Source organism: Bradyrhizobium sp. ORS 285 (genome assembly GCF_900176205.1).
Classification (GTDB): Bacteria; Pseudomonadota; Alphaproteobacteria; order Rhizobiales; family Xanthobacteraceae; genus Bradyrhizobium.
In genome coordinates this window covers 947428-966650 of the sequence record NZ_LT859959.1, presented here as the reverse complement: position 1 = coordinate 966650, position 19223 = coordinate 947428, and the positions used below count along the sequence as shown (strand labels likewise).

Sequence of the window (19223 nt, the reverse complement as noted above, 5' to 3'; positions counted from 1 at the left end):
TCGGGGTGAGGGGCCGCGGCACGGGAGGTGCAGCCTCTCTGGCGACAAACTAATTCGGCCCGCTCCGCAAGATCATCGAGACCCGACGTCAATGCTTCGAGCTTCGCTCGCCACGAGAGGGGCGCGATGACGGCCAGCCACCCCGGCGGTGCCGCGTCCGCGCCCGCTCAATATTGGAAGCGCACGCCCACGAGGCCGACCACGGCCATGAAATTGTTGAGCGGGATGTTGGAGCGGGTCCATTCGGTGCGCAGCTCGCTCTTGAGCTGAACGTTGCGGTTCAGCTTGTAGAGCCCGCCGGCGGCGACGAACATGCGCTGGTCGACCCGGCCGATGCCGACGAACTGATCCTGGCCGTAGCCGCCGCGCAGCGTGCCGATCAGCCAGGGCTCGAACTGATGATCCATCTGCAGGATCACGTCGCGCGACAGGATGCCGGAGACGTTCATCGCCGGGGTTTCCGAGGCCTGCGAGCGCGCCACCAGCACGAAGGTCGTCGTATCGGTCGCGGCCCAGGCCAAGGTCGCATCCGCGATGACGCCGTTGATGTTCGGCATCATCGGCGAGTCCATGCGCCGGGTCAGATAGCCGACCGATGCTTCGCCGGTCAGCGATCCCATGTTGACGACGGCGCCCGCGCGCCCGGCGATGCCGGTGGAGTCGCGGCGCTGGCCGTTGAAGTCGACCTGCAGATCATGATTGCGACGGTCGAAGCTCATGTCGATGAAGGGCGAGATGGTCGGCGTCAGCACGTAGGTGACGCGGACCTGCGTGCCCGGCTGGGTGTAGTTGCGGTCCTGCGTCCGCAGCGGAACGTTGGCCGTAATCATCGCATCGTTGAAGACGACGCGGTCGGCCGATCCCTTGAACGCGATCTCAGTGGGGCCGATCTTCTGCAGCACGCCGGCGCTGCCGCCGAAGGTCGTGGCGCGCGGCAGCTTCAGTGCGCCCGGCAGCGCCAACGCATCGTTGACGAAGCGCGCCTCGCCGGTAAGCGCAGTCCCTTCGGTGACATCGTAGCGCCCTTGCGCCCTAGCCTCGAAGGTCGGATGGCTGAGCGAGCGGACATTGGTGTCCTCGGTATAGGCACCGCGGACATCCGCGTTGAGCTGATGCCGCTCCCATTGCGAGCGCACCGAGACCTCGGTGGCGACGATCGCCACGGGTGATCCGGGTCCGCCGTTGCGCCGGGTCGGATTGGTGTCGTAGCCGGCCTGAATTTCGACCGCGGGCTTTACCAGGAACGATCCGACCGTGACACCCGTCGGCTCATAGGGCTTCGCGTCCGGCGTCACCGGCTGCGGCTTCACCGTATCGAGATTGCGCTCGGGTAGGACGTCGCGATTGCGCAGCACGGCCGCAGGCTGCGCCGCAGCCACGGTCGGCTCGGGTCCGGCCGGCGGCGCCGCCGCTGCCGCGATCTGCTTCGGCGCGGCCTGCGATGCCGCTGCGGCCCGGCTCACCGGCTGCGCACCTGCGAGCGCCGTGCCGCGGGCCGGCTGAAACGCCGCGGGACCGAACGCGAAGCTGCCGGGCGGCGTCCCCTTGCCCGGCGCCGCCAAGGATGGTGCGCCGGCCTCGCGCACGGGACGCAGCAGCGCGCTGATGCCGCGCGGATCCTGACGCATCATGAGAACGCGGCTGTCGGTCGCGATCCGCGGAACGTTGTAGTAGATGCTGCGTGCGGTGATGTGGCGGAAGAACAGGCGATCGGCACGTCCGGGCACGACATCGGTCGGCTTGGCCTTGATGGTCTGCTGCGCGGCTGCCGGATCGGCCACCATGACCGCCAGAAGCAGCACCTCGACGAGCGCGAGCGTGACCCCGCGCTGGGTTCGCGTCACCATGAGCCGCTTCGTCCGTACCGCGAACGCGCCGGTCTTGTGAGGTGAATGAGCTTGCAAGGCAAAGCCGGATTCGAGAGCACGCAATCAACTGGGGCAGAGGCGCTGCCGCGATGACACGCTGCGCATCCGCGCGACGGCTCCCCCGCCTTGGAAATAACCGGCAAAGGTCGGCGGAAGTTTTGCCGAGCTGGGGAAGTTTCAGGCGATAATGAGAAGCCATCGCAAGTCGCGAGGCATGACGAACGGCTGGCGGCCAGCGGTCCGCCTGAGGACAGCGACTAATTAGTCGGTAGCACCCGACGAGAAGGCTGCTCCGTTCGCGCACCGGCGGAGGTGAGCAAAATCCCGTCGAAATTGGGCTGTCACGGCGGCTGCAGCGCGGCCGACATGCGCTCTACTGCAAGCGCCCGCGTTGCACGACGGGCAGACGCTGCATATCAGCCGTGCCGCAATTGCCCGTCGAGTTAAAGTGTCGCACCCGGGTGGCCTTGCCGTGTCGAGGCTGGGCAAGAATCTCGGGCGTTTTGCGTGGCGGGATGTACGATTCGGCTTATGACGAATCGCCCGTTCAAGAGCGGTGAGAGCCGCGAGCAAGCCAGCCTGTTTCCACCGCGGATCGAGGATTACGTATCTGCGGACAATCCGGTTCGTGCGATCGATGGCTATGTCGATGCGCTCGACCTTGCCAAGCTTGGATTTCGGCACGCCGACCGGCGCGCGGCGGGAGCGGGACAGCCGCCATACGCCCCGTCCGATCTGCTGAAGCTGTACCTGTATGGCTATATCAACCAGATCCGGTCATCACGCCGGCTGGAGCGTGAAGCCTGCCGCAATCTGGAACTGATCTGGCTGCTGAAGTCTCTCAAGCCCGGCTACCGGACGATCGCCAATTTCCGCAAGGAGAACTGGGCGGCCCTGAAGGCCGCGAACCGCAGTTTCGTGCTGCTGCTTCGCGAACTCGATCTGATCGGCGGGACCCTGGTCGCGGTCGACGGGGCGCTATTCCACGGCAATGCCAGCAAGGACAGCATCTTCACGCGCGGGAAGCTCGCCAAACAGATCGCCAAGCTCGATGAGGAGATCGAGGCGTACGGCAAGTCCCTCGACACCAACGATGCAGCAGAAGCCAAGCGGCCCGACAACGGCAAGGATGGCAATGGCGGCGGCGATGTCGGGGACAGGATCAAGGAACTGATGGCGCGGCGTGAGCGCGCTCAGTCCGATCTGGAGAACCTTGACAAAAACGACAAGGGACAGGTGTCGAAGACCGACCCCGATGCGCGGCTGCTGAGCAAGGGCGATCAGACGATTGCAGGCTACAACGTCCAGAGCGTCGTTGACGACAAGAACAAGCTGATCGTCGCCAGCGAGGTCGTCAATCGCAGCGATGTCCGACACCTGCATATGATGGCGATAGCGGCCAAGGAGAACCTGGAGGTCTCGTCGCTGCAGATATTGGCCGATGTCGGCTACTACAACAGCGAGGATATCAAGGCTTGCGAGGATGATGGCATCACCGCCTATGTCCCGCTGCATCACGGCAATGGCAAGAAGCACACGCGCTTCACGCGAGCTGACTTCACCTACGATTCCGCAACCGACACCTACCGGTGTCCCGCAGGCCAGGCGCTGCATCCCACGAAGAAGCTCTGGAAGAATACGAGCGGCAGAATGGAACGCCGTTACCTGGGCTCAGTGCCGACCTGCAGCGTCTGCCCCCTCAAGGCGTCTTGCCTCTCCGCGAAGGCCAAAAGCCGCAACGTCTCTCGGTGGGAGCACGAGGAGGTGCTGGATCGTCACCGCCAGAGAATGGCGAGCGAACAGGCTGGCCAGCTGATGCGTCGCCGCTCAGCCCTCGTCGAACATCCGTTCGGCACACTCAAGTGCCGCGCCGGGTATCAGCATTTCCTCGTCCGCAGCTTCGACAAGGTTCGCGGGGAATGGAGCCTCATGGCGCTCTCTTACAACTTTAGCCGCGTCCTCAACATTCTCGGCCTGAACGACTTCCTCGCCCGCATCACCGCGTGGGCTATTGCAGCTCAACACGCCGCCTCTGCCGAGGCCAACGCCGCACGAGAGGCGATTCCGCTTGCCTTGATACGAAACTGGACGATGATACGGCTATGGCTCGAAGTCGCACCGCGCCGAGCCCTCCTAGCCTCCTAATTTGGATTCTTGCCCAGCCTCGTCGGGCAAATCAGGACGATGTTTCCGCGCATCCCGCCTCACTCGAAGGGGCGTTGCGCGCGATCGTCACGACACGCGAGGCGGGGATGCGATGGCCGCGAGAGCTCGCAGCGCTTCCTGACGGAGGTGCGGACGAACGAAGCTCTTGCGGACGTGAAGTCGCGTGGTCCTGGCGCCCCGACGCTGGCGTCAAGGTCGTGACGATGCAGATGCATCGCATGACCGACGGTGGCTACAAGCCGGACACCGAGGAGAGCGCGATATAAGCGTTAAGACCGTCGCGCAGGGAATGCCGAGCTGACCCGGCTGCACCTGTGGTACCTGCCGCCTGCATTTTTTTCCGCAGGCGGGCCATGGGTGACGCCGTCACCCGGCATTCCCTGCGCCCTTCGATTGATCGAGGGGACTTGTTAGTCGCAAAGCTCGGGCGTCACGCGCCGCGGGGATGCGGGATCACGTTATGAGCTGTTCGATATGTGAATCACGCCGCCTCAGTGACGCTGCCGTAGGGTGGGCAAAGGCGCGTGCATGCTGATGACAACAAACTCCGCTGTCTCGCGCGCCGTGCCCACCATTCGCGCCGAATGTGCAGATGCACGGTGGGCACGCAACCGCCCTACGGGCGGCCGCTTTGCCCACCCTACGCGCTCACTCCACGCTTGGAGATCGGGAGATGAGCCGTAGGGTGGGCAAAGGCGCTTGCATGCCGCTTACAACAAACTCCGCTGTCTCGCGCGCCGTGCCCACCATTCGCACCGCGTGGGCAGATGCATGGTGGGCACCCAACATCTCCTCACCGTCATCCCGGCGAACGCCGGATCCATACCCCGCGGCGGACGTGTTGGGCGAGATGGTCAACGTGAGTGCCTCAAACCACTCCCTGGGGTTATGGGTCCCGGCGTTCGCCGGGACGACAGCGGAGAACGTGGAGAGAGTTCGCCGTCAGCCTCAGCTGACAAGGACCGCCGCCCTACGTACCAAACTCTTCCCGCATCCTGGCCTGGATCTTGGCCATGCCGCCGAGCCAGCGGTCGTAGTTCTCGGTCTTCTTGCGCATGTAGCCGAGCACCTGGGGATGCGGCAGGATCAGGAAGCTCTCTTCCGCGAGGCCCTTCAGCACATCCTGCGCGACCTGCTCCGGGGAAAGGTCGCCGTCACCGGATTGCGGTCCCTTCGGGATCGAACGCAGCATGTCGGTGTCGACGCCCTGTGGGCACAGGATCGAGACCTTGATGTTGTCGGCCTTGTGCGAGATCGCGAGATTCTCGGCGAACCCCACCGCCGCATGCTTGGTCGTGGAATACGGCGCGCTACCGACCTGCGACAGCAGGCCCGCAGCCGAGATGGTGTTCAGGAAATACCCGCCGCCGCGCGCCTTGTAGCGCGGGATCAGATGCCGCGCCGCCCAGACATGAGCCATGACGTGGATCGCCCAGCTGCGCGCCCATGGCTCATCGGAGGTGCCGCCGATATTCACCGACAGCGGATCGAAGCCGCCGCCGATGCCGGCATTCGAACAGAACAGCGCGATCGGCCCGAACTGCCGCTCGGTCTCCTCGATGACGCGGCTGATGTCGGCTTCCTGCGAAACGTCGCATTTGAATGCCGCGCCGCCGATGCTGTCAGCGACCGCCTTGGCGCCGGCCTCGTCGAGATCGGCCACGATCACCTTGGCCGCACCGGCGCCGGCGAAGGCCTCGCACAGCGCCTTGCCGATGCCGCGGGCTCCGCCGGTGACCACGACGATCTTTCCGGTCACCTGCATGCAAAGCCCTCCCCGCGGAATTTCTTATGTCAGAACCAAGTCGAGCACCGCCGTATAGTGGAAGCCGGCGCCCAGCAACACGAAACCATGCCAGATCGCGTTCTGGAAGCGCAAGCGCCGCCACGAATGGAAGATCACGCCGAGGCTGTAGAGGATGCCGCCGGTGAGCACGCAGGCCAGCACCGAGGTCGGCATCAGCGTGATCACTCGATCGTACATCATGATGCCGCTCCAGCCGAGCGCGAGGTACAATCCGATCGACAGCGCATCGAAGCGGCCCGGCCAGCGCAGCTTCAGCACGATGCCGAAAATGGCGACGCCCCAGACGCCGAGCAGCAGCGCCGCAGAGAACACCGTATCCTTCAGCGCAACGATGAACGGCGTATAGGTCGCGGCGATCAGCACGTAGATGGCGGAGTGATCGAACCGCCGCAGCACCCATTTGGTCGGCGACACCGGCCAGAGATTATAGGTCGCGGACAAGGTCAGCATCGACAGCAGGCCGGCGACATAGACCGACACGACGATGATGTCGACGGCACTGGCATAGATCGAGGTCAGCACCACGAGCACGGTCGCGGCCACCAGGCCGGCCGCGATGCCGACGATATGGACCACGCCGTCGGCGATGATCTCGACCTTGTCGTAATTCCACCGCATCGCCCCGGTGGCGGCGTGGACGGAGGTCGATGCGAACTGCTTCAGTTGAAATACGGACATCTCAGAACCTGGCGCTGGCTGGCCGGCACAGCTGGCCACAGGGGACAATTGTGCCGCAATGATTATGGTTTCCAGTGGTCAACGTTCCGTTCAAGTTCTGGTTCTATCCGGAAACGGTGCGGAAATGTGAGCTTGAATCCGTCGTTTTGCGTCGCCACCTGTCAAAAATCGCTTTAAATCGCTCACGCCCTTTTCAACTGGCGAATCCCCTCCTCCCATGGTGTCCTTTTCCGATCTCGTCGAGGAAGCGCGGCTCTCGGCCCGCGCCCTGCTCGATTATGGCGAGAGCTTCCTGAACCCGACCTTACGCCTCGGCGTCACCGGGCTGTCGCGGGCCGGCAAGACGGTGTTCATCACCGCGCTGATCCACGACCTCGTTCGCGGCGGACGCATGCCGGTGTTCGAGGCGCTCGCCTCGGGCCGCATCGCAAAGGCCTATCTCGCGCCGCAACCGGACGACGGCGTGCCGCGCTTCGCCTATGAGAGCCATGTGAAGGCGCTGGTCGCCGAGCGGCGCTGGCCGAGCTCGACCGTCGACATCAGCGAGCTTCGCCTGGTGATCGAATTCCAGCGCACCAACGGCGCCGAGCGCACCCTGACGCTCGACATCGTCGACTATCCCGGCGAGTGGCTGCTCGACCTGCCGCTGCTCAACAAGAGCTACGAGCAGTGGGCGACCGAAAGCCTCGCTTTGTCGCGCAGCGAGCCGCGGGCGCATGTCGCCAAGGCCTGGCACGCGCATCTTTCGACGCTGTCGGCCGAGGGCCGCGAGAACGAGCCGGCGACGCTCGAGGCGGCCCGTCTGTTCACCGATTACCTGCGCGCCTGCCGTGATGAGCGGTTTGCGATGAGCCTGCTGCCGCCGGGACGTTTTCTGATGCCCGGCAATCTCGCGGGCTCGCCGGCGCTGACCTTCGCGCCGCTCGACGTGCCGGCGGATGGCACGGCGCCGAGCGGCTCGCTCTGGGCAATGATGGAGCGGCGCTACGAGTCCTACAAGGAGATCGTGGTCAGGCCGTTCTTCCGCGATCATTTCGCGCGGCTCGATCGCCAGATCGTGCTGGTCGATGCGCTCGCCGCGTTCAATGCCGGTCCCGAGGCGCTGCATGATCTCGAGGCGGCGTTGACCGGCATCCTCGACTGCTTCCGCGTCGGACGCGGCAATCTGCTGACGGCATTGTTCAGGCCGCGCATCGACCGCATCCTGTTCGCGGCCACCAAGGCCGACCATCTCCACCACACCAGCCACGATCGTCTCGAAGCGGTGCTGCGCCGCGCGGTCAACCGCGCCGTCGCCCGCGCCGAGAGCACCGGGGCCGTGATCGACGTGGTGGCGCTGGCCGCCGTGCGTGCGACGCGCGAGGCGCTGGTTGCGCGCGGCCGCGACAAGCTGCCGTCGCTGCTCGGCACGCCGGCCGCCGGCGAGAGCGCCAATGGCGAGATCTTCGACGGCAACACCGAGGTCGCGACGTTTCCGGGGGAACTGCCGGCCGATGCGGAGGAGCTTTTCAAGGGCGGCGCCTATCGCGGCCTGTCCAGCGCCGGCGCCGACGGGACCGATTTCCGTTTCCTGCGCTTCCGGCCGCCACTGCTGGCTCCGGAGGCTGGCGGCGAGCCGGCTCTGCCCCATATCCGCATGGACCGCGCCCTTCAGTTCCTGATCGGAGACCGGCTGCAATGAGCGATCGCGCCAAGCCCCGTCGTCCCCAGACCTTCCGGCTCGACGATCCCGATGTCGTCGTGGTCGATGCGGACGAGACCGGCCGTCCCGGCCGCGGCACCATTCAAATCACGCCGGAGGCCGATCCCGCGCAATTGCCGGTGCCGCTCGAAGTCGTGCTACCGGCGCGGCGCGGCTTCCGCTGGGGCGCGCTGTTCTGGGGCTCGGTCGGCGGTCTCGTGCTGCTCGGGCTCGGTTTGGGGGTCACCCGCCTGATCGAGGATCTGTTCGCGCGCAGCGAGGCGCTCGGCTATGTCGGCGCGGGTTTTGCCGCGGCCGCCGCGGTCGCGCTGGCCGCCGTGATCGGCCGCGAGACCTACGGGCTGGTGCGGCTGGCCACGATCGAAAAGCTGCACGCTCGCGCAGCCGCAGTGCTGCTGTCCGACGATCGCGCCGAGAGCCGCGACGTCGTCGCCGAGCTGTTGCGGATCGCCCATGCCAATCCGAGGCTCGCACGTCCGCGCGCGGAGCTCGCCGGCCATGCCGACGACATCATCGATGGCGCCGACATGATCAAGCTTGCCGAGCGCGAGCTGATGGCGCCGCTCGACATCGAGGCGCGGCGGCTGGTGTCCGTCGCGGCGCAGCGCGTCTCCGTCGTCACCGCCGTCAGCCCGCGCGCGCTCATCGATGTGCTGTTCGTGTTCGTCGCCTCACTGCGGATGATCCGCCAGCTGGCCATGCTCTACGGCGGACGGCCCGGCGCGCTTGGCATGATCAGCCTGCTGCGCCATGTCGTGGCCCATCTCGCCATCACCGGCGGCATGGCCGCGAGCGACAGCCTGATCCAGCAGGTGCTGGGCCACGGCATCGCCGCCAAGCTGTCCCAGCGGCTCGGTGAAGGCGTCCTCAACGGCCTGCTCACGGCGCGGCTTGGACTTGCGGCCATCGACGTCACGCGGCCGATGCCGTTCGCGGCGCTGCCGCGGCCGGCGCTCGCCGATCTCGCCAAGGATCTGCTCCGCAAGCAGGAGGACGAGGACAAATGATCAGGCGCGCGGCGTGCCGTCGAGATCACCGGCGAGCCAACGCCATTGATACAGCGGCGAGTCCGGCGGCGGCGACAGCTCCGGCGTCCAGCCCGTCAGCTTGCCCAGCGCGTAGCTATCCATGACGCGGCCGCGCCAGCTCCGCTCCACCGTGCCAAGCGGTTCGCGGTGTGCGGTGGTGCCGGCGAGCAGCAGGCCGGTGTTGTCCGGCTCGCGCACGACATAGAGGCCCGGATGTCCCGCGATCAGATCCATGCCGGGATCACGAAAGCCCATGAAGCGGGCGCGCTCGTTGATCTGGACCACGGGCACGCGCCCTCGGAAGAACCAGCGCATCATCGCATAAGTGCGATAGTCCGAAGTCCCGATCCAGCTGGCGCCGTTCTTCTGCAGCTCCTGCTCCACCCGCGCCGCCACCTGCTGATAACCCGCCTCGGCCCCGATCGGGTCGGTTCGACCAAGGAAATTCCAGGGCGCCGCGACGTAATAGAGGAAGATCAGCACGACCATGGCAATGCCGCTGACGACCGCGATGCGCGCCCAGCGCATGGTCGAGCGGATGAACCAGGCCGGCGCGCCGTCCTCCTGCAGCTTGACGATGTTGATCGCGACGGCGGCGAACCCGATCGGCCACATGAACATCGGCCAGGTGTCGCCGATGCGAAGCGTGAGAGACTTACGAAGGAAGTAGAGGAACGGCAACAGCACAGCGGTCGACAGCAGGATCGCCACGGGCTCACGGCTGCGATAGCCGCGCCAGGCCGTCAGCGTGAGCGCCGTGAGCGTGACCGGGAACAGGACGAAGCCGACCTGTCCGAGCTGCAGCCCGATATAGTCGCCGAGCGTCGCCCACGAGAAATCATGCGGCGCGGTGGCGCGGACGAACTGGAATCGAAACGAGGCCCAGTCATGCTGCGCGTTCCAGATCAGCGCCGGCGAGAACACGATCAGCGCGATCAGCGCTCCGCACCAGGGATAGGGACTGAGGAGCCAGCGGGTGCGCCACGCCGGCACCAGCAGGAACGCTGCGACCGCCGGCAGCAGCATGACGACGGTAAATTTGGACAGCAGCGCGAGCCCGCCGAACAGGCCGGCCGCAAGCCACCAGCGGCCGTCATCGCTCTCGGCCATCAGGACCAGCGCCCAGATCATCGCGAGCGCAAACGGAATCGCCGCAATATCCGGCGCGACCTTGGCCATCAGCAGGCCGTAATACAACGCGGCTTCCGGCAGCATCACGGCAAGGATCACGGCGCCGGTATTGTGCGTCACCCGGCGAACGATGTCGCCGAGCAGGACCTGCGTCGCGCCCATGGCAACAATGCCGGCGAAGCGGACACCGAGATTGGTATCGCCGAACAGCGTGGTGCCCAACCGAATGAACCAGGCAATCATCGGCGGATGATCGAGGAAGCAGAGCTGCAGTTCCTTCGACCAGGTCCAGTAATAGGCTTCATCGGTCCGCAGATCGAGCATGCCCGCATAGACGATGCGGACCACGGTCATGCCGACGATCACGGCGGCGGCCAACAGCCATGCGGCACCCGTGGACCGGGACTTGGGACTGTCGATGTCTGGGGAAATGGCCGTCACGCCGTGCTTTTCCTCGACTCCGCCGGACGAGTCAACGCTCCGCCCGAAGCTCCAGGACCACTGCGGTCCGGCCCTCTAGGCCGTTCTGGAATAAATCTCTACCATCGCGGTTCATGACGACACGGACTGCATGACCCGCTCGATTTCCCACCGTCTGCAAACCACCCTACGCGGCATCGGCGTGCGCCAGCTGCGCCTGATCTGCGGCCTCATTCTCTTCACTTATCTGCTCAGCCATTTTCTCAACCACGCCCTCGGCAACATCTCCCTGCAGGCGCTCGCCGGAGGCTTGGCCTACCATCTGGCGTTCTGGCAGTTTCTCCCCGTGGCCGTGCTGTTCTATGCCGCCGTTGTCACCCATGGCGGCCTCGGCGTGTGGGCGCTGTACCAGCGCCGGCAATTCAGCCGCAGCACGATGGAGCCGCTGCAGCTCGTGCTGGGCCTGAGCATTCCAGTGCTGATCTTCAACCACCTCGCCGGCGTCCGTCTCGGTCAGACGCTCTACGGGCATGAGAAGCTCTATCCGCAGGTTCTCTACTCCTATTGGGCCGGCCCGTCCTGGCGCCTCTGGCTGATGTCGACGGCACTGCTGACGTCATGGACGCATGGCTGCATCGGCCTGCATTTCTGGCTGCGGCTGAAGCCGTTCTACAAGCGGGCCGCACCGTGGCTGCTCGCTTGCGCGGTGCTGATTCCGACGCTGGCCCTGCTCGGCTTCTATCGCGGCGGCCGTGACGTCATCGCCGTGAGCACGACCGCGCAATGGCGCGCCGAGAACCTGTCTCAGAAGCAGATGGGAACACCTGCGGAGGGGGCGAAGCTCGAGACCATCATGAACGGTTTCCTGATCGGCTATCTCGGCCTGATCGGGATCGTGCTCGCCGCTCGCGGAGTCCGCGCGTTGCACGAGCGACGCGGCGGGATGGTGACGCTGTCCTACAACAACGGCCGCGTCATCCGGGTGCCCAAGGGCCTCTCGGTGCTGGAGGCCAGCCAGCGCAACAACGTGCCGCATGCGAGCATGTGCGGAGGTCGCGCGCGCTGCTCGACCTGCCGCATCCGGGTGATCGGCGATTCCAGCCACCTGCCCGCGCCATCGCCGCGTGAGGCGTTCGTGCTGGCGCAGGTCGGCGCCGACGATCCCTCGATCCGGCTGGCCTGTCAGTTGCGTCCAACCGACGATCTGTCGTTCTTTCAGTTGTTCATGCCGAACCTGACGCCTGGCGGGCATGGCAGTCCAGGCACCGGGATCGGGCAGGAGCGCTATCTCGTCAGCCTGTTCGTCGACATGCGCGGATCGACCAGCCTTGCCGAGAAGCGGCTGCCGTTCGACGTCGTGTTCATCGTCAATCGCTTCCTTGCGGCGGTCTCGGCAGCCGTGCTCAGCAACGGCGGGCAGCCCAATCAGTTCGTCGGCGACGGCATGCTCGCGCTGTTCGGATTGTCGACGGATCCGCAGGTGGCCTGCCGCCAGGCGATCCGGGCCGCAGGTGACATCGCAGCCAACATCGCCGAGCTCAATCAGCTCCTGAGCCACGATCTACATGAGCCGATCCGCTTCGGCATCGGCATTCACGGTGGCGAGGTCATCGTTGGCGAGATCGGCTATCGCGACCACATGGTGTTCACGGCGCTCGGTGATGCCGTCAACGTCGCCTCGCGGCTGCAGGACATGACGAAGACCCTCGGCTGTCAGGTCATCATCTCCGACGACGTCTACGCGCGGGCGGGGATGGGTCCGGATATCCTGCCGCAGCAGGAGGTCGAGATCCGCGGCCGCGCCGAGCCGATGCGGGTCCGCACCGCTGCGGAGCCCACCGATCTCGTAGCAGGCGGAAGTGCTGTCGCATGAGAGGTCTCATTGAACCTCTCTGCAGCCTGCGCTGTCATATCGAGAACGGTTGCGGCGGGGTGGGCGCGCGACGGTCAAAAGCCGCAAAGCCGCCACGATATCGATCATTTCGGGCCAGAAGCGCCCGCTGTTTGCGCTATCAAGCCTGTGGCAACCGCAGTAGTCTTTCATCTGGGCCTGACGGTTTGCGGGGACCGCCGGCTCGAACTGGATTGATCCCGCGGAGGCAACGTATGGCTAAAGGTACGGTCAAGTGGTTCAACCCGACCAAGGGCTATGGCTTCATCCAGCCAGCGGCCGGGGGCAAGGACATCTTCGTTCATATCTCCGCTGTGCAGAAGGCTGGACTGACGACCCTCAACGAGGGCCAGACGATCGAATACGAGGAGATCGCCAACCGCGGCAGGAGCTCGGCAGAGAATTTGAAGGTATAGCGAACGACGCGCGCCCATTCCGCCTCGCGGCTTTACGGCGCAAACGTTCCCCTCGCTCAAGCCAGCCTATTTTTCACATGACGAAACCAGACAGGAGCGGCGACCGCTCCTGATCACATCTTTATCTCTGTTTGTAGTTTCATCCCTCCCCCCGCCATTGCCTCGACCGCCCGTCCCGGGTCAAATGGGCACCGAACCGCGCCGATGATGAATTCCAGCGCGCGGAAACAATGACGGGAGTGACGCCTCATGGACGACAAGGGCATTTTCCATGGCCTGAAGGTGCTGGACTGCGCGAGCTTCATCGCCGCCCCCGCCGCCGCCACCGTTCTTTCCGATTTCGGCGCCGACGTCATCAAGATCGAACCCCCCGGCGCCGGCGACCCCTATCGCAACCTGCCGAATTTGCCGGGCTATCCGCGCAGCGAGCATAACTACGCATGGTATCTCGAAGCCCGCAACAAGCGCAGCCTCGCGCTCGACCTGTCGAAGCCGGAAGCGCAAAGCGTGCTGCAACGGCTTGTCCGTGAGGCCGACGTCTTCATCACCAACTTCCCTCCTTCCGTCCGCGCCAAACTCGGCCTCACCTACGAAAAGCTCGCGCCGCTCAATGAGCGGCTGATCTATGCGTCGTTCACGGGATATGGCGAGAAGGGCGAGGAAGCCGACAAGCCGGGCTTTGACAGCAACGCCTATTGGGCTCGATCCGGGCTGATGGATCTCGTCCGCGCCGACGAGAGCACGACGCCGGCGCGCTCGGTCGCCGGCATGGGCGACCACCCTTGCGCGATGGCCTTTTATGGCGCGATCGTCACGGCGCTTTATCAGCGCGAGAAGACCGGCAAGGGCAGCCACGTCGCCTCCAACCTGATGGCGAACGGGGTGTGGGCGGCGTCGGTGCTGGCGCAGGCCAAATTGTGCGGCGCCACCTTCGTCGAGCGGCGGCCGCGCGAGCGGGCGCTGAACGCGGTGGCCAACCACTACCAATGCCGGGATGGCCGCTGGATCATGCTGTCGCTGCTCAACGAGGAGAAGCAGTGGCCGATCCTGGCCCGCTGTTTCGGCCGCGACGACCTCGTCGATGATCCGCGCTTCAAGACCAAGGCCGACCGCCACGCCCGCTCGGTGGAGTTGATCCAGGAGTTCGACGCGGTGTTCGCGACAAAGCCGCTGGCCGAGTGGCGCAAGATCCTCGACGGCAGCGGGCTGGTGTTCGGCGTGGTCGGCATTCTCGACGATATTCCGAACGACAAGCAGATGATCGAGAACGAGGTGCTGGTGCCGTTCGAGAACGACACCATGCTGACCGTCAACAGCCCGATCTTCATCGACGGCCAGCGCAAGGTCGCCCCGCGCAAACCACCGGGCATAGGCCAGCACAGCGACGAGATCCTGCGCGGTGCCGGCTTCGACGACGAGGCCATCCAGACCTTGCGCGCACGGGGCGCGGTGGCCTGAGCTAGCGCGTCGCGATGAAGCACATGCCGAACCGCGTCGCCGGGCCGGTCTGACAGGACAGGTTCGCCGCGCAGCTCCAGCGCGAGAAGCTCTTGTCGTTATCGGCGGCATCAGCGCGGCTCGCATAACAATGCCCGCCCCAGCCGTCATTGTAGACCGTGCCGGCGAGCTCATCGCTGCCGCGCAGCTGCGGGCGGCTGGCGAAGCCGCGCGAGAAATCCGGCGTGCGGCCCTCGGCGAAAGCCATGAGGATGTCGCGGCGGCGGACCTGGTCGCCGAAGAAATGCGGCGAACCCGGCACCACGACGGTGTTGGACGGCTTCTCCGCCATCCAGTCCACGCCGGGGAAATGGAAGCCGCCGATGCCGCGGGTCTGGTGGCAGCCGCCGCAGCTGGAATCGTTGAGGCGGCGCTCGAAGCCCGCGACCGACTGGATGGTCTCGAGCTGAATGCCCTGCGCGGCCGCCTTCTCCAGCGCCCCGACCACGTCGCTCTCGCTGAACACCGCAGCCGGTCCGCCCGCCTCGTTCTGCACCAGCCCATAGGCCGGCAGCATGTCGGAATTGACGAAGCCTGTCGGCGTCGGCGCCACCGCGACCTTGGCCAGGAATTTGTCGGGGATGACCGCCATGCCGCGGTCGAGCTCGCCGAGATGGGCGGGATCGAGCAGCCAGGCCTTGAACTCGCCGGCCAGCGCAGCATCCGACAGCAGCCGGTCGCGGTCGATCTGGTCCTCCAGCACGGCCTCCTCGAAGGTGCCGCTCGTAGCTTGATAGTCGAACACCTTCATCATGTAGTCGGTACGGAAATCGCGGATCTGAGATTTCGGCGCATGCGCGATCTGGAGGTTGGTCTCGATGCGATGAATGTTCTCCGGCCGGATCAGCGCCAGCGGCCCGTCCGGCGCCGTCAGCTTTGCCGCGAGCTCAGGCCCGGTGATCTGCAGCTCCGACGTCGCCAGCCAGCGCTTGGCGATCTCGGCGCAGCTCGGCGAATTGCTTTTCGCCCCCGCGTCGCTGCGCGCCTTGAGCACGATGTTCAGCGTCATCGGCAGCCGCGGCGAGGCCACCTCGCCGTCCTTGGCCGGCGTCGGTGGCGGCGTGGTCCGCGTCAAGCGGTAGAGCAGCCGCACCTCGCCGCAATGCTCGGGATCGACGAAAGCGCGATCCATGCGGTTGACGACGCCGGCGAGCACGAAGCGCGCATCGGGCGTGTCCAGCACCGTGCGATCGAACAGCTGGAAGGCGTAGGAGGTGCCGACCCCGATGCTCTCGTTCGGCAGGCTCGCTTTGTGCTTCTCGACATAGCGGTCGAACTCGACATCGAGCGCCTTGCGGACCGGAGCCATCGACGGCAGCGCGAACAGCGCGGCATCGGCCAGCGGCGCGTCATTGGCGGCCGCAGGCGCCAGCATCTTGCCGAGACCGAAGGCGCCCTTGTCGAGCTCGCGCAACGCGAACGGCTCCAGAATCGCGGTGCCGCGTTCGAGCGGCGCGCTCTCGTCTGCATGTGCGAGCGAGCCGCAGCACAGCATCAACAGGCCCAACACCGACAGTCGCACGACGCGCCTCCTCTTCCGCAATCGATCGCGCGAGCCGGCGGTCGGCCGTGTCGCGCGCAGGGCTTGCTAATGGCCGAAGATAGCCGAAAGGCGGCGGCGTCTGGCCATTATGCGACGAGGCGCCTCACGTCGGAGTGAGGCGCCTCGCCGAATTCGGTCCCGGATGAAGAGATGGTCCGTCAGCGCGCGACGACAAGCCCCTTGGTGGTGAAGACGACCCAGCGGCCGTCCTGCTTGCGGATCGCATCGACCTTGCCGAGGCCCGGGACGGGATCGCCGGCATAGACCTCATACAGCCCGCCGCGGCCCTCGATCAGCGCGCCGCCACGGCCGACGTCGCGCAGCACCCAGCCCTCGACGACCTTCGGCTTGGTAGCCTCTGTGCGAGCCGCCTCAGCCCGCGCCGTCTCGGTGCGGGTAGCCTCGGCCCGGCTCGGCTCGGTCCTGCTCGGCGTGCTCGCTTCCGTCCTGGCCGGCTCGGCGCGGCTCGCCTCCTGCCGCATCGGTACGCCGGACGGCGGCGCTGCTGCGTTGATCGCTCCGACCGCCTGCGGCACCGAAGCCGTGTTGGTGTCGCGGGTCGAGGGCTGCGAGGTCGCCGAGGCCTGCGCGGCCCGCAGCCGCTCGACGGCGTCGCTCAGCCGCTGCAATTCGCTCGGCTTGCCCGACGCCTTGGTCGCAAGCTCACCCAGCACCTTCTCGAGCCGGTCGAGACGCTCGGCCGATTTGTTGAGCTCGACCAGGCTGGTCTGGTTGGTCTGGTCGAGGCTCGCCTTGAGATTGGCGATCTCATTGTCGATGCGCGATACCGCAGCGCTCAGCGTCGGATCCGCCGCGCCAGCGCCGGTCGCCTCCGCCGTGCTGCTGCCACCGGAGCGATCGATCAGGGTGGCGGTTACGAGCCCACCGGCCACGCCGCCGACCACCATTGCCAGCAGCAGCACCGCGGCCATCGCCGGCAGGCCGAGGCGGGCCGGGGCCGGCAGGCGCGAGGCGGAATTGCCAGGCGGCTTCGGCGGCAACGCCGCTGCGGCACCGCCAGCCATGGCGGCAGCAGCGGGCGATGGCTTGGTCGCCGCATCGGATGCGAACGGCTCGGCCTTGAGCTTGGCCTTTGCCCAAGCCGTGGCCTTGTCGACGGCGGCGCCGGCCCGGCCGGCCTTGCTCACCGGCGCGGGCTCCACGGCAGGACGCTTGGCGTCCGCCTTGGCATCGACCTTGGCGGCAGCCTCGGGCTTCACCGCGACCTCGGGCTTGGCCGTCGGCTCCGGCTTCGCAGCCAATTCAGGCTTCAACACCGCCTCCGGCTTGGCGGCTGCTTCGGACTTCACGGCGACGTCCGGCTTGACCGCCGCAGGCTTACTCACTGCATCCGGCTTGACCGGCGTCTCGGGCTTGGTCGTCGTCCCCATCGGGCCGATCTTTGGCGCATTGGACGCGAGCGTCGACAACTTGGGCGTCTCGACCTTCAACAGGTCACCCGCGGCGGTGGCCGACTTGACCGGCTCCGCGGGCTTGGCCGGCTCGGTCCTGATCAGGTCCAGGATCGTCGGCGGAGATTTGGCGGCGGTCTGGCTGGACGAGCTCTGGCCGGCATTGAGCTTCAGCGGATCGGCCTTCGCCGTCTCCGCCTTCTTCTCGGACTTGCCCTTGTCGGACTTCACCAGGTCGAGCCGCTTGGGCTCAGGCTTGCTGACCTCCGCCTTCACGCTCTCGACCGGCGGTGACCCCGCCTTGCTCTCATCAGTCTTGATCTCATCAGTTTTGGCCGGCTCGACCTTCACCGCCTCGGCCTTGGTCTCCGTGGCCGGATGCGCGTCTGCCGCGGCGACCGCCGCCACCGGGTCGGCCACCGGTTGTGCTTTGGGCTCAGAGGCCGGGGCTTCGGCCGCAGCGGTGTTTGCTGCCATGACGGGCTGGTCGGCCGATGGCGCCTCATGGTCGGGCGAGATCGTGGGCTGTGCGACCGGAGCGATGGCAGGCACGGCCTTATCGACGACGTCAGGGGACGCAGAGGTCTTCAGCGGCGGCTCAGCGCCGATCACGACAGGACTAGCAGTGCCGAGGCTGGTCTGTTCGGCCTTTTGCTCGCTCACGTTCAAGTCTCCCGCTGACGTTCAGCCCTTGGTAACCTTAGTTAGCGTTTGATTGATTGCCAAAATCTTACTTTTGCTGGGCTTACCTGAGTTTTAGGGATTCATCCGGGGCGGATTTGCGCCGACAACATGGAGCAGATGTGGCAAGCGGTGCCCGAATATTCATCGCTGGTGCGCCCGTCCGCTGCGCAGCTGGTCGATTCGCGACGGCGGCGAGGCTCCTGCAACCGGCAGCACGAATCCTCCCGCGGCGCTGATACGCCCGAGCTCTGCCGGCATTGACCCTCCTCGAAATCAGAGGGCGCAGGGAAGACCGGGTATCGACTGATACCCGCGGCCCCCGTGCGGAAAAGAATGCACGGGGTAGGAACCACAGGCTCAGCCGGACATACCCGGCCTTCCCTGCGCGATGGGGTTACGGCTGCTTCGTAGTCTCCCCGGTGCGCCGGGCTTTCTGGTCACCGTGTCGCGACAATGCGCTTGCACGCATTGCGCTGGGCATCAGCGTCGGGATGCCAGGACCCTACGACTTGACCGTCCGCACCCGACCTGCTCGCCGGCCCGCTTGCGCGAGCCCCAGGTCAGATCCGTCCACCGCTCCCCGCTGCTACGCCTCGTGACGATCGGCCGAAACGTCCCTCTTCATCGCAGGCGGGATGGCCGGGATCATCGATGTGATTTGCCCGACATGACAAGGCGCATATGTGCGACAAACTGGCTCGACGGGCAGTTGGCGCATGACCGGGATGCAGGGATTGCCCGTCGTGTCGTGGCGTCCGTCCATGGACTACGGCGCGACGGCAATGATGCGGGACTTCACTCAGATCGTCGGCGTCTCACCTGAGTAGTCCGTTGCCGATGCAGGCGCGTCATCCTCCGCTGTCGTCCCGGACAAGCCACGCCGTGCGTCAGCACGGTGCGGCGCCGATCCGGGATCCAGACGCCGCAGCCGAAATGATGCGGAAGATGTCAACGACAAGCCTGCCACACACCACTCCCTG

12 protein-coding genes are annotated in these 19223 nt (G+C 66.0%); 6 read left to right on the top strand and 6 right to left on the bottom strand.

From position 1 onward, the window contains the following. Positions 1 to 167 precede the first annotated feature (167 nt). A complete protein-coding gene (locus BRAD285_RS04210) occupies positions 168 to 1847 on the bottom strand; it encodes an outer membrane beta-barrel protein (RefSeq protein WP_244422210.1) in 1680 nt (559 codons plus the stop codon). 552 nt (positions 1848 to 2399) lie between these two features. On the opposite strand from BRAD285_RS04210, the gene BRAD285_RS04205 reads away from it, so the two are divergent. Beyond that, positions 2400 to 4013 (top strand): IS1182 family transposase, encoded by a 1614-nt coding sequence (locus BRAD285_RS04205; RefSeq protein WP_087877574.1) that lies wholly within the window; start codon positions 2400 to 2402, stop codon positions 4011 to 4013. 991 nt (positions 4014 to 5004) lie between these two features. On the opposite strand, the gene BRAD285_RS04200 is transcribed toward BRAD285_RS04205, so the two are convergent. Both BRAD285_RS04200 and BRAD285_RS04195 read right to left on the bottom strand, forming a co-directional pair. Continuing rightward, positions 5005 to 5799 (bottom strand): SDR family oxidoreductase, encoded by a 795-nt coding sequence (locus BRAD285_RS04200; protein ID WP_006609362.1) that lies wholly within the window; start codon positions 5797 to 5799, stop codon positions 5005 to 5007. Between the two features lie 24 nt (positions 5800 to 5823). Next, entirely contained in the window at positions 5824 to 6519 is a 696-nt protein-coding gene (locus tag BRAD285_RS04195) for a hemolysin III family protein (protein WP_006609363.1), read from the bottom strand. A gap of 217 nt (positions 6520 to 6736) precedes the next feature. On the opposite strand from BRAD285_RS04195, the gene BRAD285_RS04190 reads away from it, so the two are divergent. Then, positions 6737 to 8200, top strand: coding sequence for a YcjX family protein (locus BRAD285_RS04190; protein ID WP_006609365.1), 1464 nt, complete (start codon positions 6737 to 6739; stop codon positions 8198 to 8200). Further along, a complete protein-coding gene (locus tag BRAD285_RS04185) occupies positions 8197 to 9228 on the top strand; it encodes a YcjF family protein (RefSeq protein WP_006609366.1) in 1032 nt (343 codons plus the stop codon). Before BRAD285_RS04190 ends, BRAD285_RS04185 begins: the two co-directional genes overlap by 4 nt. Here the strand turns inward: BRAD285_RS04185 and BRAD285_RS04180 are convergent, their stop codons facing one another. Next, positions 9229 to 10734: a glycosyltransferase family 39 protein gene (locus tag BRAD285_RS04180; protein ID WP_050886724.1), complete on the bottom strand. Its 1506-nt coding sequence runs from the start codon at positions 10732 to 10734 to the stop codon at positions 9229 to 9231. A gap of 217 nt (positions 10735 to 10951) precedes the next feature. Here BRAD285_RS04180 and BRAD285_RS04175 point away from each other — a divergent pair, with 217 nt between their 5' ends. The 3 genes from BRAD285_RS04175 to BRAD285_RS04165 all read left to right on the top strand — a co-directional run bounded on the left by BRAD285_RS04175 (position 10952) and on the right by BRAD285_RS04165 (position 14565). After that, positions 10952 to 12673 carry an adenylate/guanylate cyclase domain-containing protein gene (locus BRAD285_RS04175; RefSeq protein ID WP_006609368.1) on the top strand — a complete coding sequence of 574 codons (1722 nt, stop codon included), beginning with the start codon at positions 10952 to 10954 and terminating at the stop codon, positions 12671 to 12673. A gap of 233 nt (positions 12674 to 12906) precedes the next feature. Further along, positions 12907 to 13107: a cold-shock protein gene (locus BRAD285_RS04170; protein WP_006609369.1), complete on the top strand. Its 201-nt coding sequence runs from the start codon at positions 12907 to 12909 to the stop codon at positions 13105 to 13107. Positions 13108 to 13356: 249 nt separating this feature from the next. Continuing rightward, positions 13357 to 14565 carry a CaiB/BaiF CoA-transferase family protein gene (locus BRAD285_RS04165; protein WP_006609370.1) on the top strand — a complete coding sequence of 403 codons (1209 nt, stop codon included), beginning with the start codon at positions 13357 to 13359 and terminating at the stop codon, positions 14563 to 14565. Position 14566: 1 nt separating this feature from the next. On the opposite strand, the gene BRAD285_RS04160 is transcribed toward BRAD285_RS04165, so the two are convergent. Both BRAD285_RS04160 and BRAD285_RS36560 read right to left on the bottom strand, forming a co-directional pair. Beyond that, on the bottom strand, positions 14567 to 16099 hold the full coding sequence (locus BRAD285_RS04160) for a hypothetical protein (protein ID WP_050886726.1): 1533 nt from the start codon (positions 16097 to 16099) through the stop codon (positions 14567 to 14569). A gap of 206 nt (positions 16100 to 16305) precedes the next feature. Then, positions 16306 to 18222 (bottom strand): hypothetical protein, encoded by a 1917-nt coding sequence (locus BRAD285_RS36560; RefSeq protein WP_050886728.1) that lies wholly within the window; start codon positions 18220 to 18222, stop codon positions 16306 to 16308. Positions 18223 to 19223: the final 1001 nt, after the last annotated feature.